Origin of the sequence: Gordonia sp. BP-119, assembly GCF_016924115.1 — a bacterium.
GTDB classification, from domain to species: domain Bacteria; phylum Actinomycetota; class Actinomycetes; order Mycobacteriales; family Mycobacteriaceae; genus Gordonia; species Gordonia hongkongensis.
Genome location: NZ_JAFFZF010000014.1, coordinates 23,179 through 41,291 on the forward strand (window position 1 = coordinate 23,179; position 18,113 = coordinate 41,291).

The window sequence follows — 18,113 nt, forward strand, 5'->3', positions numbered from 1 at the left end:
GTTCGACAGTTGTTCACGCGGAGTTGGCCGGAGTCCCTGCCGACGCGGCGGCGCGCTTCCCCGGTACCGGGGCGGCCGTGTCCGGACCGGTCATTGCGGAACCGGAACCGCCATGTCCGCGAACTCGGGGTGACGTTCGATGAAGCGCTGCACGTAGGAGCAGACCGGCACGACCTGCTTGCCGCCGCGCCGGATGTCCTCGAGGACCGCCTGGACCAATTGGCCCGCGTACCCGTGACCACTGAACTGCTCGCGGATCACGGTGTGCGTGATGACCACCTGGTAGGGCTCGGAGACGTAGTCGAGATAACCGACGATCTCGTCGTCGCCCTGGGAATCGGCGACGAGGATCGCCTCGTACCGCTCCTGGGCAGGTGAGTGCTCGATTCGCAGGGTGCCCATGTCCGCCATGCCGTCTAATGTAGCGCGCGCCACACCGTCGACGCCATGGCGAAACGTGTCACGTCTGGATGTCCGAACGGACCCCGTCGGCTACTTCTGCCCCTGGGCGGCCACCGCGGCGGCACCCGCGGCTGCCGCCTCGGGGTCCAGGTAGGTACCACCCGGGTTGAGCGGTTTCAGGTCGTCGTCGAGGTCGTAACGAAGCGGGTTGCCGGTGGGGATGTTGAGTCCGGCGATGTCGTCGTCGGAGATGCCGTCGAGGTGCTTGACGAGCGCGCGCAGCGAGTTGCCGTGCGCCGCGAGCAGCACGTTCTTCCCCGCCCGGACGTCGGCGACGATCGTCTCGAGGTAGTACGGGATGAACCGCTCGACGACGTCCTTGAGGCACTCGGTCAGCGGCACCTCGGGGAGATCGGCGTACCGCGCGTCGCCCACCTGGCTGTATTCGGCATCGGGTTCGATCGCCGGCGGCGGGGTGTCGTAACTGCGACGCCACAGCATGAACTGCTCGTCGCCGAACTTCTCCTTGGTCTCGGCCTTGTTCAGGCCCTGCAGCGCGCCGTAGTGGCGCTCGTTGAGGCGCCAGTCGCGGATCACCGGGATCCAGAGCCGGTCGGCCCGGTCGAGGGCGATGTGCGCGGTCGTGATCGCGCGGCGCAGCAGCGACGTGTAGACGACGTCGGGCAGCAGGTCGTGCTCGACGAGGAGCTCGCCCCCGCGTTCGGCCTCGGCCCTGCCCTTGTCGGTGAGCGCCACATCGACCCAGCCGGTGAACTGGTTGGACGCATTCCATTCGCTCTCGCCGTGCCGCATCAGGATCAGGGTGCCGTTGCTCATGGCCGATAGTTTTCCACAGTCGGTGCGCACCCTCTCCTCACCGGCGCCGGAACCCCCGGCCGGACCCCGGCGCGCACCTGGCGACGACGAAATGGTAATGAACCGGTCGATTCGCCGCGCGAACGGCCATGGGCGGGTCTAGCGTTAGCGCATGACAGCCAGTACAGACGCCGGTTCGGCCGGCCAGAATGCGGAGAAGCAGCCCGAGCTCAAACGCGTCTTGGGCTGGAAGCTGTTGTTGCTGTTCATCATCGGCGACATCCTGGGCACCGGCGTCTATGCCCTCACCGGACAGGTCGCCGGCGAGGTCGGCGGCGCGGCGTGGCTTCCGTTCCTGATCGCCTTCGCGGTCGCGACGCTGACGGCGTTCTCCTATCTGGAACTGGTGACGAAGTATCCCCAGGCCGCCGGCGCTGCGCTGTACGTACACAAGGCTTTCGGGGTCCACTTCATCACGTTCATCGTGCTGTTCACCGTCATGTGCTCGGGTATCACCTCGGCGACCACCGCGTCGCGCGCGTTCGCGGTGAACATGCTGACCGGCATCAACGGCGGCGAGTCCCCGGATGCGACGCGCCCCGCTCTGCTGTTCATCGCGATCGGCTTCCTGCTGCTGGTCATGTTCATCAACTTCCGCGGCGTCGCCGAAGGTGTGGGCACCAACGTGGTCCTGACCCTTGTCGAGCTGACGGGTCTCCTGCTGGTCATCTTCATCGCCTTGTTCTTCGTGTTCGGTGGCAACGCCGATCACTGGGATGCGGTGGTGGTTTTCGAATCGCCGGAGGAGAGGAACATCCTCATCGCGGTGTCGGCGGCGACGGCGCTGGCGTTCTTCGCACTGGTCGGATTCGAGGATTCGGTCAACATGGCCGAGGAGTGCAAAGAACCGACCAGGATCTTCCCCAAGGTCATGCTCAGTGGTCTGGGGATCACCGCGGTGGTGTACGTGCTCATCGCGATCCTCGCGGTCGCGATCGTGCCCGTGGGGGTGCTCGCCGAGAGCGAGACGCCGCTCGTCGACGTCGTGCAGACCGCCGCCCCGGACTTCCCGATGACCGAGCTGTTGCCGTGGATCTCGATGTTCGCGGTGGCCAACACGGCCCTGATCAACATGATGATGGCCAGCCGGCTGCTGTACGGCATGGCCAAGCAGGGGGTCCTGCCCAAGTTCCTGGCCTACGTCCATCCCGGACGCCGTACCCCGTTCGCCGCGATCGTGTTCACCACCGTCATCGCGCTGTGCCTACTGGTCTACGTCAGCGCCGACCCGAAGGGTTCCATCGTCGGACTGCTCGGCGGCACCACCGCACTGCTGCTGCTCGCGGTGTTCACCGTCGTCAACGTCTCGGTCCTGGTGCTGCGCAAGGACAAGGTGGGACACAAGCACTTCCGCACCTACACGCCGATCGCGGTCCTGGGTGCGGTCACGTGCGGGTACCTGACGTTGCCGATCACCGGGCGCGATCCCGAGCAGTACGTCATCGCCGGCTGGCTGCTCCTCCTCGGCGTCGTCCTATGGGCCCTCACCTACTGGTGGCACAAGCGCACGGGAGCGCACGCAGCGCACTACGACGACATCCCGCCCCACGAAATCCCCTGACGCACAAGAAATCCGTATGACGTTGTGCCCGGTTGCCGGGCACAACGTCATACGGATGTCAGACGCAGAGACTACTTGCGGAGGTCCTTGCGCAGGATCTTGCCCGAGGCCGACTTGGGGATCGTCTCGATGAACTCGACGGCCCGGACCTTCTTGTGCGGGGCAACCTTCGACGCGACGAACTCGATGACCTCGTCGGCGGTGATCTCCGCATCGGGCTGGCGGACCACGAACGCCTTCGGGATCTCCTCGCCCGATTCCGCCTCGATCACGCCGATGACCGCGGCGTCGGCGATCTTGTCGTTGGTGAGCAGCAGCGCCTCGAGCTCGGCGGGCGGCACCTGGTAGCCCTTGTACTTGATGAGCTCCTTGAGCCGGTCGACGATGTAGACGCAGCCGGTCGGATCGACCTGCGCCATGTCGCCGGTGTGCAGGTAGCCGTCGGCGTCGATGGTGTCGGCGGTCGCCTGATCGTTGTTGAGGTAGCCCAGCATCACGTTCGGCCCCTTGACCCACAGCTCGCCCGGCTCGGACAGTCCCTCGCTCGGCAGCTCGATCTCCGCCCCCGATGCGGGGTCGACGATCTTGTTCTCGGAGTTCGGCACCGCCCACCCGGTCGAGGACAGCGGGGGGTCCTGCTGACCCAGCAGGCCGGGTGTGTCGGCCGGGATGATGTGACTCACCGGCGACAGCTCACTCATGCCGTAGCCCTGCAGCATGTGCAGGTCGAGACGTTTGGCGACGGCCTGGCCCAGCTCGTCGTCCAGCGGCGCCGCGCCCGACATCATCGTGTGCAGCGAGGACAGGTCGTAGTTGTCGATGATCGGGTGCTTGGCGAGTGCCACGGCCACCGGCGGTGCGATGTAGGCCATGGTGACCTTGTGGTTCTGGATGTTCTCGAGGAACTCGACGAGGTCGAACCGCGGCATCACGACCAGCGACGCCCGGTTGTACAGCGCCGCGTTCAGCAGCACCGTCATGCCGTAGATGTGGAAGAACGGCAGCACCGCGATCACCACATCGTCGGCGCCCATGCCCTGCAACGGTCGGATCTGCGCGACATTGGCGACCAGATTGCGATGCGAGAGCGCGACGCCCTTCGGATTCCCGGTCGTGCCCGATGAATACGGCAGGACCGCGACGTGCGTGGCCGGATCGAACGACACCTCCGGTGCGGCCAGTCCGGCGCCCAGGAGGTCCGCCGCGTTCGGGTGTCCGGAGGCGTCCTGGCCCTCGCCGTCGAGGACGATCAGGTCGGCATCCGCCAGCCCGACCTCGTCGGCGGCGGCCTTGGCCTGCTCCAGCATCGGCGAGATGGTCACCAGCATCTTGGCGCCGGAATCCCGCAGCTGCTTGGCGATCTCGGGTCCGGTGAAGAGTGCGTTGATCGTCGTCGCGGTGCCGCCGGCCCGCAGAATCCCGTGGAACACCGTCGCGAACGCCGGGATGTTGGGCGACAGGATGCCCACCACGTCGCCGACGCCGACACCCCGCGACGCCAACGCGCCCGCCGCCGCCTCGACCTGCGAGATCAGCTGCGCATAGGTGGTCGTCGCCCCCGACTTCGGGTCCACCAGCGCGGTACGGGCGAGGTCCTCCTCGGCCACCGCGCCGAACAGGAACTCGAACACACTCACGTCCGGGATCTCGACGTCGGGGAACGGACTCGTGAAGCTCATGACACCTCCATTGGGGAATTTCTCGACCGCATCGTATCAACGCACGTTGACACGGTGTGACGTGGACCTCTCTCGAGAGAGTCTACGATTCGTCCGATTCGGCGGTCGACGGATCCTCGGTGACGCTCTGCGCACCGTCGACGACCGACTCACCCGGTACGTAGCGACCTTCGAGCGGCTTCCCCGCCTCCGGCAGGGACTCCTTGTCGATGAGGTGCTCGAAGGCGAGCAGGTTGCGCAGCGATTCGCCGCGCGACACCCGCCACGCCCACTCCCGCTGGATCGAGGTCAGGAACCCGAGTTCGAGCAGGGTGTTGAAATCCCCGTCCGCGGCCTCGAGGACCTGCCCCAGGATCCGGTCGACCTCGCCGGAACTCAACCCGTCGGCGGAGATCCGGCCCACGAGGTAGATGTCACCGGTGTTGTCGATGGTGTAGGCGACGCCATACAGCCGGCGGTTGCGCTTCAACAGGTACTTGTACACGCCGGCGTGGTTCTCATCGGGCCGGCGGCACACGAAGGCCTCCACCCGGACGCCGTGCTCGCTCGCCGTCAGCAGCACGGTGGTCTTGAGTTTGCGTTCGCCGGGCAGCTCGACGACCACGTGATCGACGTCGGCCCCGCCGCCGCTCTTGCGCGCGAAGGCGATCTCGTTCTCGCCCAGCGTCTTCTCCAGCAGGTCGACGACCTCGTTGCGACTCACGGCATCCTCTCGTCGGTGGTATCGGGAACCCCTTGCGCAGCGGGCGATTTCGGCGCAGCGTCAGACGGTGACCCGGTTGCGCCGACGACCCCAGCGGCGTCGGAGGCGCGCCGAGGCCGCGGCCGTAGCGGACACCTCGGGCGATGCCGGGCGCTGGTGCGCGGCGAACGACCGCATCGCCCGGCCGTAACTCTCGAGAAGCTGATCGACCGTGTGTTCCCAGGAGAACTGCTCGGCGTGGGCGCGGGCGTGCTGTCCGAGCTCGACGAGTCGATCGGGTTGCGCGAGAAGCTTTTCCAGCGCATTCGTCCAGTCCCCGACCCGATGCCCGTTGACCAGCACTCCCGTCCGGCCGTCGTCGACCGCCACCCCGAGGCCACCCACATTCGCGGCGATGACGGGCGTCCCGCAGGCCTGCGCCTCGATCGCGACCAGTCCGAAACTCTCCGAATGACTGGGCACGGCAACCACATCCGACGCCCGGTAGACCTGCACCAGACGGTTCGCCGGCTGGGGCGGCAGGAAGGTGACCGAATCGGCGATCCCGAGTTCGGCGACCTGATCCATCAGCGCGGTGGGCCGTTGCAGCCCCGACCCCGACGGCCCGCCGACGATGAGCACCCGCAGCCTCCGCCCGGTCGCGGCGGACTCACCGATGAGCGGCGCGACCGCGGCGACGAGGAGGTCGGGGGCCTTCAGCGGTTGGATGCGCCCGACGAACGTCACGATCATCTCGTCGGGGTCGAGGCCGAGCTCCGCGCGGGCGGCCGCGGCGGAACCCGGTGTGTAACAGTCGAGATCGGCACCAGGGGTCACCACGTCGATACGGTCGGCGGCGGCACCGTACATCGCGAGCAATTCGGTCGCCTCGGTCTGGGTGTTCGCGACCAGGCGATCGGCCTCCCCGACCACCTGCTGCTCCCCGATGACCCGCAGCTGCGGCTCGGCGGTGTCGCCCTCGGCCAGCGATGCGTTCTTGACCGCGGCCAGGGTGTGCGCGGTGTGCACCAGCGGTACACCCCACCGGTCGCGGGCGAGCCACCCCACCTGGCCGGAGAGCCAGTAGTGCGAGTGGATGACGTCGTAGTGACCGGGCGCCTGCGCGGCCTCGGCACGCAGGACCCCGGCCGTGAACGCACACAGCTGGGCGGGCAGGTCGCGCTTGTCGAGGCCCTCGAACGGGCCGGCGACGACGTTGCGCACCGTCACCCCCGGCGCTGCGGCGACCGACGCCGGGTCGGCCGACGACGTCGCGCGGGTGAAGATCTCGACCTCGACTCCCCGACGGGCCAGCCGCGTCGCGGTCTGCCAGACGTAGACGTTCATCCCGCCGGCGTCGCCGGTGCCCGGTTGCGCCAGCGGCGAGGTGTGCACGGAGATCAGCGCGACACGCCGCGGGGACGGGCTCGAGGTCATGGTCTCCACCATAGAGAAACGCCGTGTCGGGCGAGGAGTCCCCCGGCCTGCGGACACCCTGCATGCCCGTCGCCGCGATCACCTAGACTGCTTTCGGTAACGATTGTCATTTGCGTGAAGGTTGTCGATGAAGAAATCCCTGCTGGCCACGGCCGGTGTGCTGTCCGCCGCCGCCCTGGTGTTGTCCGCCTGCTCCAGCGACTCCGGCGGGACCGACGGCCCCCCGACCGTGGTCGCGTCCACGAACGTCTGGGGCTCGGTGGCGGCCGCGGTCGCCGGCGACAACGCCGAGGTGACCGCGCTGTACACCAACGCCGACGGTGATCCGCACGAGTTCGAGCCCTCGGCAGCGGACACCGCGACGATCGCTGATGCCGACATCCTTGTCTTCAACGGCGGCCACTACGACTCCTACATGGAGGAGGCGGCGGCCAACTCGGACGCGACGGCGGTCGACGCCTACGCCCTGCTCGGCAGCGACAAGCATGCCGACGAGGCCGGTGGCGAGCACGCCGACCACGGCGACGAGCACGCGTCCGGCGATCACTCCGACGGGGCCCACGACCACGCGCACGGCGACCAGAACGAGCACGTCTTCTACGACCTCCCCGTCGTCGCCCAGGTGGCCGACAGGGTCGCCGACGCGCTGGCCGAGAAGGACCCGGGCAACGCGGAGACCTACCGCGCCAACGCCGAGACCTTCACCACCGGCATCGACGGTCTGCGCGCGAAGCTCACCACCATCCGGGAACAGCACGCCGACACCGAGGTCGCCCAGACCGAGCCGCTCGCGGGCTACATGCTGACCGAGGCCGGGCTCGTCGACATCGCGCCGGCCGGTTTCACCCAGGCCGTCGAGGAGGGCCAGTCACCCGCGGCCGCCGACCGTGCGGCACTGCAGGACATCCTGGCCGACCGTCGGGCGAAGGTGCTGATCTACAACACCCAGGCCGTGGACCCGGTGACACAGGCCATGCTCGACGTCGCGCGCTCCGCGGGCGTCCCGGTCGTGGAGTTCACCGAGACCCTGCCCGACGGCGTCACCGACTACGTCGTGTGGCAGGGCGCCCAGATCGACGACCTGACCGCGGCGCTGGGTTCCGGCCCCAATTGACCGGGGCAGGCGACTCGACCGGGACAGGCAGGGGCAGGCCGGTCGTGGAGTTCACCGGCGCCCGGCTCGCGTTCGGCGACCGGGTTCTCTGGGACGACCTCGACCTGACGATCGAACCCGGTGAGTTCGTCGCGGTCCTCGGGCCCAACGGCTCCGGCAAGACGTCGTTCCTGCGGGTCCTGTTGCACCAGTACGCGCTCGACCGCGGCACCGTGACCACCACCGATGCGGTGGGCTACATCCCCCAGCAGCACGCCGAGGACGACGCCGACCCGATGGCCATCCGCGGCCGGGACCTCGTCGGGTTCGGTGTCGACGGCGGCCGCTGGGGTGTCGGACTCCGGGGCCGGGCACGACGCCGCGCACTCGTCGACACCGCGCTCGGTTCGGTGGATGCCCTGCCGTACGCCGACGCCCCGCTGGGCGTCCTGTCCGGCGGCGAGCAGCAACGGCTACGCGTTGCCCAGGCGGTGGTGAGCGATCCCGCGCTGCTGCTCTGCGACGAGCCGCTCGCCAGTCTCGATCCGACCAACCAGCAGGTGGTCGTGGACCTCATCGATCGCCGGCGCCGGGACGCCGGGACGGCCGTCGTGTTCGTGACCCACGAGATCAACCCGATCCTGCCCTTTGTCGACCGGGTCCTGTACCTCGTCGACGGCCGGTTCCGCATCGGCGAGCCGCATGAGGTGATGACGACGGAGACGCTGAGCGAGCTGTACGGCAGCGATGTCGAGGTGCTGCGCGTCAACGGCCGTCTTGTCGTGATCGGCGGCGAGGACGCCCACCACTGCGCCGCCGACAGCGAACCGGGTGTCGCGAGGCGAGGCGGTCCGGCGTGAGCGTCACCCACCTCTCCGTCGACCGCTCGCTGAGCGACCTCTGGGATTTCTCCACCACCATCGACCTGCTGGGTTACGACTTCATGCAGCAGGCACTGCTCGCGATGGTGCTGCTCGGCCTCCTGGGCGGCCTGCTGGGCCCGCTCATCGTCGCCCGGCAGATGTCCTTCGCGGTGCACGGCGCCAGCGAACTGTCGGTGACCGGTGCCGCGGCGGCCCTGCTGATCGGGTTCAGCGTGAACCTCGGCGGCGTCATCGGCGCGGTCATCGCCGCGGCGGTCTTCGGCTTCCTCGGGAACAAGGCGCGGGAGCGCGACTCGGTGATCGGCGTCGTGATGGCGTTCGGCCTCGGCATCGGCGTCCTGTTCCTGGCCTTGTACGGCCGGATCGGGACCGGCTTCGCGTTGCTGACCGGTCAGGTCGTGAGCGTCGGCATCAACGGCCTGGTCGCGATCGCCATCACCACGGGCATCGTCGTCGTCGTGCTGGCCGTCATCTACCGGCCACTGCTGTTCGCCTCCACCGATCCCCGGGTCGCGCAGGCGCGGGGGGTACCCATCCGCACCCTGTCGGTGGTGTTCGCGATCATCATGGGCCTGGCGGCCGCGCAGGGCGTGCAGATCATCGGCGCGCTGCTGGTGATGTCGCTGATGATCACCCCGGGCGCCGCCGCCGCCCGCGTCACGTCGAATCCGACGCGCACGCTGGTGTTGTCGGTCGTGTTCGCCGAGGTCGCGGCGGTCGGCGGGCTGCTGATGTCGCTCGCTCCCAAGCTGCCCGTGTCGGTCTTCGTCACGATCATCTCGTTCGCGATCTACGTCGTGTGCCGGATCATCGGCAACCGCCGCGTGCATCGCACGCGCTGATCCGACAGAACACAACCACTGCCGGGCCGCCTCGCTCGCACCGCAGTACCTTTCATTCCTCGGCGAAGCCGGGGTTGCAGCCGGCGCCGACCATGTCCTCCTCGGCGACGACCGGCCGGCCGGGTTCAAGGTTCCAGCTGGGCTTCTCGGGTTCGACGATGCGGGCGAACCGCCAGTGGCAATCGAACTGGGCCTGCATTCCGGGGGTGTCGGCGGTGGGGTCGAGAGCGACGACCTCCGCCCACGCGGCGGCCATCGCGCCGGGGTCGGTGGTGTAGCGCCCGGAATTCGTGGGGAACACCGAGAGGCTCGGACCGACGTCGGTGTCGGTCCACTCGGTCCGCTCGATGTACGGCGGGCGGTAGACGATCGTCGGCGCGCTCTCGGTGGGCGAGTACGGGCCCGATGAATACGGGGTGGGCGACGGGCTCGTCGTGCTCGAGCCGGTCGTGGTCGGACCCGGTGCTGCGGGCTCGACCGTGTCTGTCCCGCACGCGGACAGGACCGCGGCGACGGCCAGCGCGCCGGCCGCGGCGCGCCACCGCCGCCGCCCTCCGTCGGCCACTCCCGCACCCGCCCTGCGCAACCCCGTCGACATACCGACACCCTAGGTGACGGGTAGCCTGCACCTTGTGGTCCGCCGGCGCACGCACAAGCGGGCGGTCGGGTTGTTCGTCACCGCGATCGCCGTCGTCGTGCTGTGCCTCGCGGGGTGTGCGCGCACCCCCGATCCGGGACCTCCCCAGATCACCCAGTCGCATCGGGCCTCGACCACTCCCACCGGCCTGGTACTCGACGGAAAACCCTGGTGGCCCGCGGGTTTCAATGCGTATCAGCTCAGCACCGACTGGTCGGTCAACCGCGGCTGCGGCGCCCAGGTCGACGCCGACGGGTACTTCGACAGACTCCCGCCCCGCGCGCTGACCCGATTCAACCTGTACTCGGTCTTCGCCGTCGACAAGCGCAGCGGGCTCATCGATTTCGGGCCGATCGACCGGGTCTTCCAGGCCGCGGCCCGGCATCACCAGATGGTCCTGCCGGTCCTCACCGGAGGCTCGGGCGACTGCGAGGACGAGCGGTTCAAGGAACGCGACTTCTATGTCGACGGTTGGCAGACCGAGGAGATCGTCGGCGGGCTGACGTACGCGGAGTGGGTCGAGATCGCGGTGACCCGCTGGCACGACGAGCCGTCGATCGCCGGCTGGGAACTCGTCGGGGAGCCCGAGGCGAGCGAATGCGGTCCGGCCTCGTGCAACTGGGAGGCGCGAACGTGTCCCGACGATGCCACGGCCGTGTTGCGCGCGTTCTTCGACCGCGCCGGCGCCCATCTCCGGGCCTACGACGCCGACCGTCCGATCTTCTCTGGAGTGGTGGGCGGCGACCAGTGCGGCCTCGCGGGCGCGGGTTATGCCGAGGTCCTGGGCTCGGCCGGCGTGGACGTGCTCGACTTTCACGACTACCGCTCCGATGTCGATCCCGAATCGGGGCCCGCGGGCAGCAATCTGCGCGCACGACTGGCGCAGGCTCGCGAGCTCGGAAAACCGCTCGTGGTCAACGAGATCGGGATACACGCCGGCTCATGTGGCTCGATCGCGAACCGGGCCGAACAGTTCGAGACCATCATCGCGCGCCACCGCGACGCCGGGGTCGCCGGCGCGCTGCTGTGGTCCTTCGTGCCGGACCCGCGCGGCGCGCAGTGCTCGTACGACATCGGGTTGCATGACCCGGCCTGGAATGTGGTGCGCGAGAACGTCTCCTGATCGCATGCGACGGTCCGCTCGGGCTCACACCAGCTGATACAGCCGCCAGTCCGGCAGATCCGCGCCCTGGTTGCGCGCCTCGAGGACGAGAACCCCGATCTGGGCGCCGTTCTCGTAGATGGTCGGATACCGCTGGTTGACCGCGTCGGAGAGTCCCCGACCTTCCGGTGGGACGGTGAGGAAGTAGCGCACACCGCCGCCGACCGGGTCGTTGAGCAGCTGCGCGAAGTCGCGATCCGACGGGATGACGAACTGGCGCGGCCGCTCGGACTGGACCACCACCGCGAAGCCGTACACGGTGTCGCACAACACCGCGCCGTCGGGCAGGTCCAGACCGTCGAGATACTGCGCCAGCGCCCGCTCGGTGGAGAACGACCGCACGATGCGCTGCTCGCCGAGGTACTTCTGGTCCACCGAGTCCGGGCGCGGATCGACCACCGATCCGAGCGCGAACTCCTGGGGCGCGTACTTGGGTGACGTCATCCCGGCGGCGGTGACCGGGATCGCGGTGGCGACCACGACGATCACGATCGTCGCGGCGATCTTGTTACTCCAACGCGAGGCATAGGGGCGGGGCGGCAGAATGTCCGAATGCCTGCCCTCGCGACGCATCGGAACCTGCTGCCGTAGGGGCACAGACAACAGGGCGATGACCGCGGCGAGCAGGACCACGGTCATGTAGAACCGAAGAAAGCCGAACGTGGAACCGCGTGAGTAACCGAAGACCTGAAACGCCAGCACGGCCACGATCAGCAGTGCGGGCAACATCGCCGCAAGCCGATGACGTCGGGCACGGACCCCGATGACTCCGAGAATGAGTATCGGAAGCAGTGGCGCGAGGATGAAGATCTCGGTGAGGGAGAACCCGATCGCATCCCCGGTCGTCGACGACCCGCTACCGCCGGACTGCGCGATGATCGCGGCGTTGCCGTACTCAGAGGTGAACTGCGCGAACGCGTCACCCGTGATGAGCCAGCCCGCCGCCGCCCAGGCGAGGAAGGCCAGTGCGCTGGGCGCCACCACCAGGGTGACGTCGAGGAGCGTGCGCGACACCCGTTTTCGGCGGTCGCGACGTGTGTAGGTCACCCAGCCGACCACGAAGGCCGCGGCCAATGCGGCGGCACCGCCGTCGTAGCGGGTGAGATAGGACAGGCCGAGCGCGATCCCGGCCACCACGAGCTCGTGGACGTCGTCTGAGGAGACCCACCGGATCAGACGACGGGTGGCCCAGGCCAAGAAGAAGAGGTACGGCGCCTCGCTCATCCCGTTCGCGGCATAGAGGACGATCATCGGATTGATCGCGTAGAAGATCGTGAAAGTGCCTGCCACGAGCGGACGCAGGCCCTGGTCGCGCGCGATCCCCGACGCCTGCACCACCGATCCGGCCATGAACGCCGACGACATGATCACCGCCGAGAGCGCCTGCGTCGTCATCTCCGGGATCCACGGGGTGAGCGCGGTCAGCGGCAGCTGGACGATGGCGGTCAGCGGGGTGAAGATGAATCCGATCGCCGCGAGATGCGGTGTCCGACTGAACAGCACGCTCTGTGCCGACTGCACCCTCGACAGCGCGTCGCCGAAGAACAGCTGCACCTCGCTGACGAGGTAGACCCCGATGACGAGGTACGGGATCCACGTCGCGAGGAAGATCAGCACCGAGGCCGGGACACGGCGGGTCACGTCGGCTCCTGCCCGTCGGGATCGGTGTCCGGCGAACTGCTCGTCGACAGACCGTGAAAGGTCTTCTCCCAGTACGACGGATTGACCAGGATCTGCCACATGCCCTTGATGGCGGCGACACTCATCATCAGCCAGTACAGCGGGATGAGAAGGGCCAAACCGAGCAGTTCGCTGCGATCGTCCTCGCGGATCGCGACGAGGTTCATGTACAGCGCTGCCCCGTTGCCCAGCAGCAGCGAGATCAGCGACAGGTAGTAGATGGGTCCGGGGAACAGCTCGGCGACGACCGGTGGCTGCCCGCCGATCCACAGCGCCAGGATCAGCCAGAACACCATGTTCAGGCAGGCGATCACCGGGGTCCCGGCGATCAGCAGCGTGAAGCGCACGAACGCGACGGGCCCGAGGATGTGCCAGAGCTTGACCGGGTGCCGCATGTGGACGAGCCACGTTTGCATATAGCCCTTGTACCAACGGGAACGCTGGCGGACCCAGTTGATGGCATCGACATTGGCCTCTTCCATCGTGACCGAGTCGAGCACCAGGGTGCGGTATCCGTGGTCGGCGATGCGGACCCCGAGGTCGGCGTCCTCGGTCACGTTGTAGGGGTCCCAAGCGCCGATCGTGTCGAGGACATCGCGCCGGAAGTGATTCGACGTGCCGCCCAACGGGATCGGCGCTCGACTGACCATCATGCCCGGCAGCAGGAAGCCGAACCAGATGCCGTAGTCGGCCGTGAACCACTCGGTCAGCATGTTGTCGCGCACGTTGTGGAAGCTGAGCTTGCCCTGCACGCAGACCACCGAGTCGTCGCCGGAGTTGTTCAGCACGTACACCGCCCGACGCAGCTGCAACGGGTCGGGTTTGTCCTCGGCGTCGAAGATGGTGACGATGTCGCCGGTGGCGAAGTGCATACCGTAGTTGCAGGCCTTCGGTTTGGTCCGCGGCTGTGCCGGGGGTGTCAGGACAACCGTGACGATCCCGTTCTCCTCCACCCCGCGCGCCGCCTCGATCGTCGGCTCGTCGTCCTCTTCCAACAGCAGCAGGACCTGGAGCTTGTCCCGTGGGTACTCGATCGTCTCCATCGCGGCCACCAGTTGACCCACCACCTCCGGCTCGCCGTAGGCCGGGACGAACACGGTGTAGGCGGGCAACTCGTCGTCGGGGATGGACCGGGCGTCCTCGTCGGAGACGCGGATGGCACCGTTGACCAGTCCCCGCCGGAAGATCACCAGGCGGTCGGCGAGGGTCACCACGTATCCGATCGTGGCGATCGAGACCAGGGTGGCGCAGGTCCCGACCGGTTCGATCACCATCGCGACGGCGATGATGCCGAGCAGCGTGAACCCGATGATCTTCTGAATCCGGCTGAAGGCCACCGAGGCCGACATGTCCTCGTCGGCGTTGCGGAGACGGTTGACGGCGTCTTCGAGGGCCTGCGCCCGGTAGTCCGGGTCGGCGAGCAGTTCGGCCACCGGACGCGTCGGTCTCGTGCTGCGCGCGACCCCCGGCTTGTCGGCGGCTGCGGCGTGCCCGGGGCCGGCCTCGTCGATGCTCATGCACCGGCCCCCCGAGCGGCCCCGAGCTGGGCCCGGATGAGCTCCCCGGCCAAGCCGATGAGCAGGGCCTCGTCCTTGAGTTGCGGGTCGGTGTCCAGCAGGACCGAGTTGCCCCGCAGCAGGATCGTCATCAGTGAGTTCATGTTCGCCAGGATCGTGATGCGCGGCTCCGGGAAGTAGGCCTCCGGCTCGTGGTTGTCGACCGCCCACAGCATGACCTGCTGGGTTCGGTTGCCGTTGTTCCATCGCCAGGACAGCACCGTGTAGGTCAGGTAGCGCTCGTCGTCGACGACACTCCACACCCGACCCCGGACCCCGTTCGACAGGTCCACCTCGATCGGAAGGCTCGTGCGTTCGTTGGACAGGTCGTAGCGGAAGATGTCCGGGTAGACGTCGAGGACGAGTGGCCGCCGGCTGTCGACGCTGTCGACGACCACCCGCCGGGGACGCGCGAACTTGTCGTAGGCCCGGTTGCCGCGGGTCTGCACCAGGACCTGGCGGATCAGCACGGACCCCGGCCCGTAGAGGCGTGACACCCACCCGTAGACACCCAGGGACTCCTGCCGCCAGCCGACCGGGACCACGAGCGGCTCACCGATACCGAGCTGCGGATAGCGATTGCTCTGGTAGTTGCTACCCACCGGCGGGGTGGGGCACAGCGCCAGCAGGACCGCCACGAGCAGCACCACCAGACCCGGCCGGCCCACGAACGGGACTTTCGGCGGACTGATCCGGCCGGCCTCGGGCGGCGACCACTTCCGGCCGCCGCGCCGCCGATAGTCGACCAGCATGTAGGCCGACGTCGCGAGGGCCGCGATCAGGCCCGGATAGGGCACGACGATGTTCCGGGGCGCGCCGAGCGCGTCGAGCACGAACAGCGCGACCAGGCCCACCGCACCGGCCAGCAACGCCGCGAGCAGCTTCCGCCGCCACGTCCGACCCACCGCGATCGCGGTCGCGGCGACGGCCATCAGCACCACCACGAAACCGGCGGCGAGCGACGTCCCACCCATGATCAGCACGACGGCGCGGACCGGCGGCGGGAAGATGAGCACCAACAGCAGCCACACCCACCGGTAGCGGGCGACCGGACGCAGCCCGAAGAGCAGAACCGCCGCGCCGAAGACGAACAACCACAGGGCGAGCAGATCCATGTGGGTGGTGAGGTACGCGCGCGCATAGCGCGGGTTGACCAGATACTTCATCGCCAGCGCGAGGATCAGCACCACGATGCCGACGATGACGTCGGTCTGCCGGTCGTAGATCGGCAGTTCGTCGACGGTGCGCCACGACACCCCGATGACGGCGATCAGCGCGAGGACGACCAGCACCGGGACGTAGAGGATGAGCGTCTGCGCCATCAACTCGTCGACGATCGCGACGATCGTGTTCCAGAACCCCAGGGCCGTGCACCCGATCAGGAACAGCCACCGGGCCGCCACCAGCCACTCCGGGTGATCGACAAAAGCGGGGTGCGGCGTCTCGGGCTTGCGGCGCGTGACGACGCCGACGAGCGTGGCGACCGCACTCGTCGCACCGGCCGACCCCGGATCCGGGGTCGACGGTTCCGGGTTCTGGGCCGTGGTCGTCGCGGGAGCCTCGGGCACGCCGGTCAGCTCTCGGCGGTCCGTTGCCGTCGACGGCGCAGGATGAGGGTCGCCGCGACGGCCGCCACCACGACGATGCCGACCCCGACGACCGCGAACGCCACCCAGGAGGTGTCGCCGGTCGACGATTCCGGCTGCTGCGCGTCGTCATCGACCACGAGGACGGGCTCCTGGCCGGACACCTGCAACAAGGCGTCGCCGTTCAGCGACGGCCAGCGATCGGGATCGGCGGCCAGCCAGTCGAGCAGGGCGTCGAGATCGGCGGCGTCGTTCGTCGAGGTCGCGACAAGCACCGACCGGCCGGCATCACGGGCCACCTGCAGCGAACCGAAGCGCACGGTCGGCGACAGCAGCACCTCGGCGCGCCGGCCGTCGGGATTGAGCACCGAGACCGTGCCGCCGTCGGCGGTCACCGGCAGCGACAGCTCGGGCAATCCCTGGCCGTCCGCGGCGATGACGACCGCGGGGGCCGAGGCCGACATGGCGTCGTCGAGCGGTACGACGTCGACTCCGAGACGCACCGCCGACAGTCGCTGCAGGCCCGACATCAGCGCCACCGCGCGGGCGACGTCGGCGACGTCACCGCGGGTCCAGGCCAACGAGTTCCGCGGCATCAACGCCTGCGGCAACGATGCGAACCCGGATGGTGTCGGCGGGTCGGCGACCTCGGATCGCACCTCCCCGGACGAGTCCAGGCTCAGCGAACTGCGCACTCCCGCGCCACACTGCTCGCCGACGTCGCCGTGGTTGTAGGTGACGGTGACCTCGGTGAAACGCGTCAGCAGATCGGCGGGGATGTCGACCCAGGAGTTGTAGCTGCCGGAGGAGTCGGCGGGCCAGGAGGCGATGACCCGGTCCCCGACGGACACCGCGATCTGGCCGCCCATCGGGGTGTAGGTGCCCTTCAGCTGCATTCGCACGTTCTGAGACGGCCGTCCCAGGCGCGTCTGGTCGACCCCGAACGAGATGGTCGGCCAGCCGGTCGCCGAGACGCGCTGATCCCCCACGCCCAGTTCGGCGAGCGTGGTGACCTCCGGCGCGAGTTGCGGTGCGGCAAAAGGCGGTCCGGCCACGGCCGCGGAGCTGACGGCGATCGACGAGAGATCAGAGGTGAGGAACTCGACCTGGGTCTCCAGGTCGTCCTCGCTGCCGCCTATCCGCAACACCGGCCAGCCTGCACCCGGCCCCAGGCTGAGTCCGTCGGGCAGAGCCGAGTTGATGACGATCTGCCGTTCGAGCGATTCGATCTCCTCGTCGGGTGCGGCATCGCCGCGCGGCAGCGAGTCCGTCTCGATCTCCACTGTCGCCGCACCGTAATTCGCGATCACGGCGGTCGCGAGCGACACGGCCGCAGCGCCCTCGGCGGGCCGCACGTCGTCGGGGACGAAGATGGTCAGCTTGCGCAGGACCGGCGGCAGGAACTCGGCGACGCTGTTCGGCGCGGCTTCCCGGCCACCGTATGTGACGGTCGCATTCTGGATGCGCAACCCCGAATCGGGGTCGAACAGACACGATCCGGCCGTGCGCAGATAGGTCCGCAGGACGATGTCGGCGGCGTTGCGTTCGACCCGCACGCCGCGTAGCGACAGCGAGATCGGCGAATTCACAGCCGGATTGATCGGCGTCCGCGAGATCAGCCGGCCTTCCTGCAGGACGTCGATGTTGCCGCCGGTGACGAAAGCGGGATACTGCGTGACGCCGCGCAATTCGGTGGGGGCGAGATCCGGCGGTACCGCGAGGGACAGACTCACCTCGCCCTGCTGTCCCGGGAACGCGATGGTCGGCGACGAACCGAGATCGCGAAGGTTCAGCGGCGCAGGCGGATCCCCCGGCGCCGCCTGCGCGGCCGGTGTCGACGGCGCCCCGATCGAGGCGATGCCGGCCAACAGCAGGCCCACCAGCAACAACGCCGGCCCACGGCTACGTCGACAACGCGACTCGCCGCGGGTTTTCCAGGACACGTGCATTCGTCACCCTTCGAGTGACCCCCGTCCCGACCCTCAAACGCCCCGAAGGAAACCTATCCCACGACACGGCTCGGCACATATTTTCAC

General features: G+C 68.4%; 15 protein-coding genes. 5 read left to right on the plus strand and 10 right to left on the minus strand.

Annotated features, from left to right (window positions below):
• Nucleotides 1–90 precede the first annotated feature (90 nt).
• Both JW364_RS10470 and JW364_RS10475 read right to left on the minus strand, forming a co-directional pair.
• A complete protein-coding gene (locus tag JW364_RS10470; protein ID WP_058252631.1) occupies nt 91–411 on the minus strand; it encodes a GNAT family N-acetyltransferase in 321 nt (106 codons plus the stop codon).
• An 81-nt stretch (nt 412–492) separates the two neighbouring features.
• A complete protein-coding gene (locus tag JW364_RS10475; RefSeq protein WP_058252630.1) occupies nt 493–1,239 on the minus strand; it encodes a phosphoglyceromutase in 747 nt (248 codons plus the stop codon).
• 151 nt (nt 1,240–1,390) lie between these two features.
• Between JW364_RS10475 and JW364_RS10480 the strand changes: the two genes are divergently transcribed.
• The gene (locus tag JW364_RS10480; RefSeq protein ID WP_068970361.1) at nt 1,391–2,839 is read left to right on the plus strand and encodes an APC family permease; all 1,449 of its coding nucleotides are present in this window, start codon (nt 1,391–1,393) and stop codon (nt 2,837–2,839) included.
• Nucleotides 2,840–2,910: 71 nt separating this feature from the next.
• On the opposite strand, the gene JW364_RS10485 is transcribed toward JW364_RS10480, so the two are convergent.
• The 3 genes from JW364_RS10485 to mshA all read right to left on the minus strand — a co-directional run bounded on the left by JW364_RS10485 (nt 2,911) and on the right by mshA (nt 6,637).
• The gene (locus JW364_RS10485; protein ID WP_137809733.1) at nt 2,911–4,518 is read right to left on the minus strand and encodes an AMP-binding protein; all 1,608 of its coding nucleotides are present in this window, start codon (nt 4,516–4,518) and stop codon (nt 2,911–2,913) included.
• A gap of 82 nt (nt 4,519–4,600) precedes the next feature.
• Entirely contained in the window at nt 4,601–5,221 is a 621-nt protein-coding gene (locus JW364_RS10490; protein WP_065629192.1) for a YbjN domain-containing protein, read from the minus strand.
• Nucleotides 5,222–5,281: 60 nt separating this feature from the next.
• Nucleotides 5,282–6,637, minus strand: a complete 1,356-nt coding sequence (gene mshA, locus JW364_RS10495) for a D-inositol-3-phosphate glycosyltransferase (protein ID WP_137809734.1) — start codon at nt 6,635–6,637, stop codon at nt 5,282–5,284.
• 127 nt (nt 6,638–6,764) lie between these two features.
• On the opposite strand from mshA, the gene JW364_RS10500 reads away from it, so the two are divergent.
• The 3 genes from JW364_RS10500 to JW364_RS10510 are packed head-to-tail and all read left to right on the plus strand — an operon-like array spanning nt 6,765 to nt 9,456.
• Nucleotides 6,765–7,751, plus strand: coding sequence for a metal ABC transporter solute-binding protein, Zn/Mn family (locus JW364_RS10500; protein WP_137809735.1), 987 nt, complete (start codon nt 6,765–6,767; stop codon nt 7,749–7,751).
• Nucleotides 7,752–7,795: 44 nt separating this feature from the next.
• Nucleotides 7,796–8,590, plus strand: coding sequence for a metal ABC transporter ATP-binding protein (locus tag JW364_RS10505; RefSeq protein WP_223259038.1), 795 nt, complete (start codon nt 7,796–7,798; stop codon nt 8,588–8,590).
• Entirely contained in the window at nt 8,587–9,456 is an 870-nt protein-coding gene (locus JW364_RS10510; RefSeq protein WP_058252624.1) for a metal ABC transporter permease, read from the plus strand. The genes JW364_RS10505 and JW364_RS10510 overlap by 4 nt, the downstream gene beginning before the upstream one ends.
• 52 nt (nt 9,457–9,508) lie before the next feature.
• Here the strand turns inward: JW364_RS10510 and JW364_RS10515 are convergent, their stop codons facing one another.
• Nucleotides 9,509–10,054, minus strand: coding sequence for a DUF2599 domain-containing protein (locus tag JW364_RS10515; RefSeq protein ID WP_165630535.1), 546 nt, complete (start codon nt 10,052–10,054; stop codon nt 9,509–9,511).
• A 13-nt stretch (nt 10,055–10,067) separates the two neighbouring features.
• Here JW364_RS10515 and JW364_RS10520 point away from each other — a divergent pair, with 13 nt between their 5' ends.
• Complete coding sequence (locus JW364_RS10520) at nt 10,068–11,216, plus strand: beta-mannosidase (protein ID WP_242697003.1); 1,149 nt, start codon at nt 10,068–10,070, stop codon at nt 11,214–11,216.
• Nucleotides 11,217–11,240: 24 nt separating this feature from the next.
• Here the strand turns inward: JW364_RS10520 and JW364_RS10525 are convergent, their stop codons facing one another.
• From JW364_RS10525 to JW364_RS10540, 4 genes are read right to left on the minus strand one after another with little or no spacing between them, the layout of a single operon-like run.
• Nucleotides 11,241–12,896 (minus strand): glycosyltransferase family 39 protein, encoded by a 1,656-nt coding sequence (locus JW364_RS10525; RefSeq protein ID WP_137809739.1) that lies wholly within the window; start codon nt 12,894–12,896, stop codon nt 11,241–11,243.
• Nucleotides 12,893–14,452: a glycosyltransferase gene (locus JW364_RS10530; RefSeq protein WP_137809740.1), complete on the minus strand. Its 1,560-nt coding sequence runs from the start codon at nt 14,450–14,452 to the stop codon at nt 12,893–12,895. Before JW364_RS10530 ends, JW364_RS10525 begins: the two co-directional genes overlap by 4 nt.
• On the minus strand, nt 14,449–16,059 hold the full coding sequence (locus JW364_RS10535) for a hypothetical protein (protein WP_205334080.1): 1,611 nt from the start codon (nt 16,057–16,059) through the stop codon (nt 14,449–14,451). Before JW364_RS10535 ends, JW364_RS10530 begins: the two co-directional genes overlap by 4 nt.
• Before the next feature lie 5 nt (nt 16,060–16,064).
• Complete coding sequence (locus tag JW364_RS10540; protein ID WP_137809742.1) at nt 16,065–18,026, minus strand: LPXTG cell wall anchor domain-containing protein; 1,962 nt, start codon at nt 18,024–18,026, stop codon at nt 16,065–16,067.
• Nucleotides 18,027–18,113: the final 87 nt, after the last annotated feature.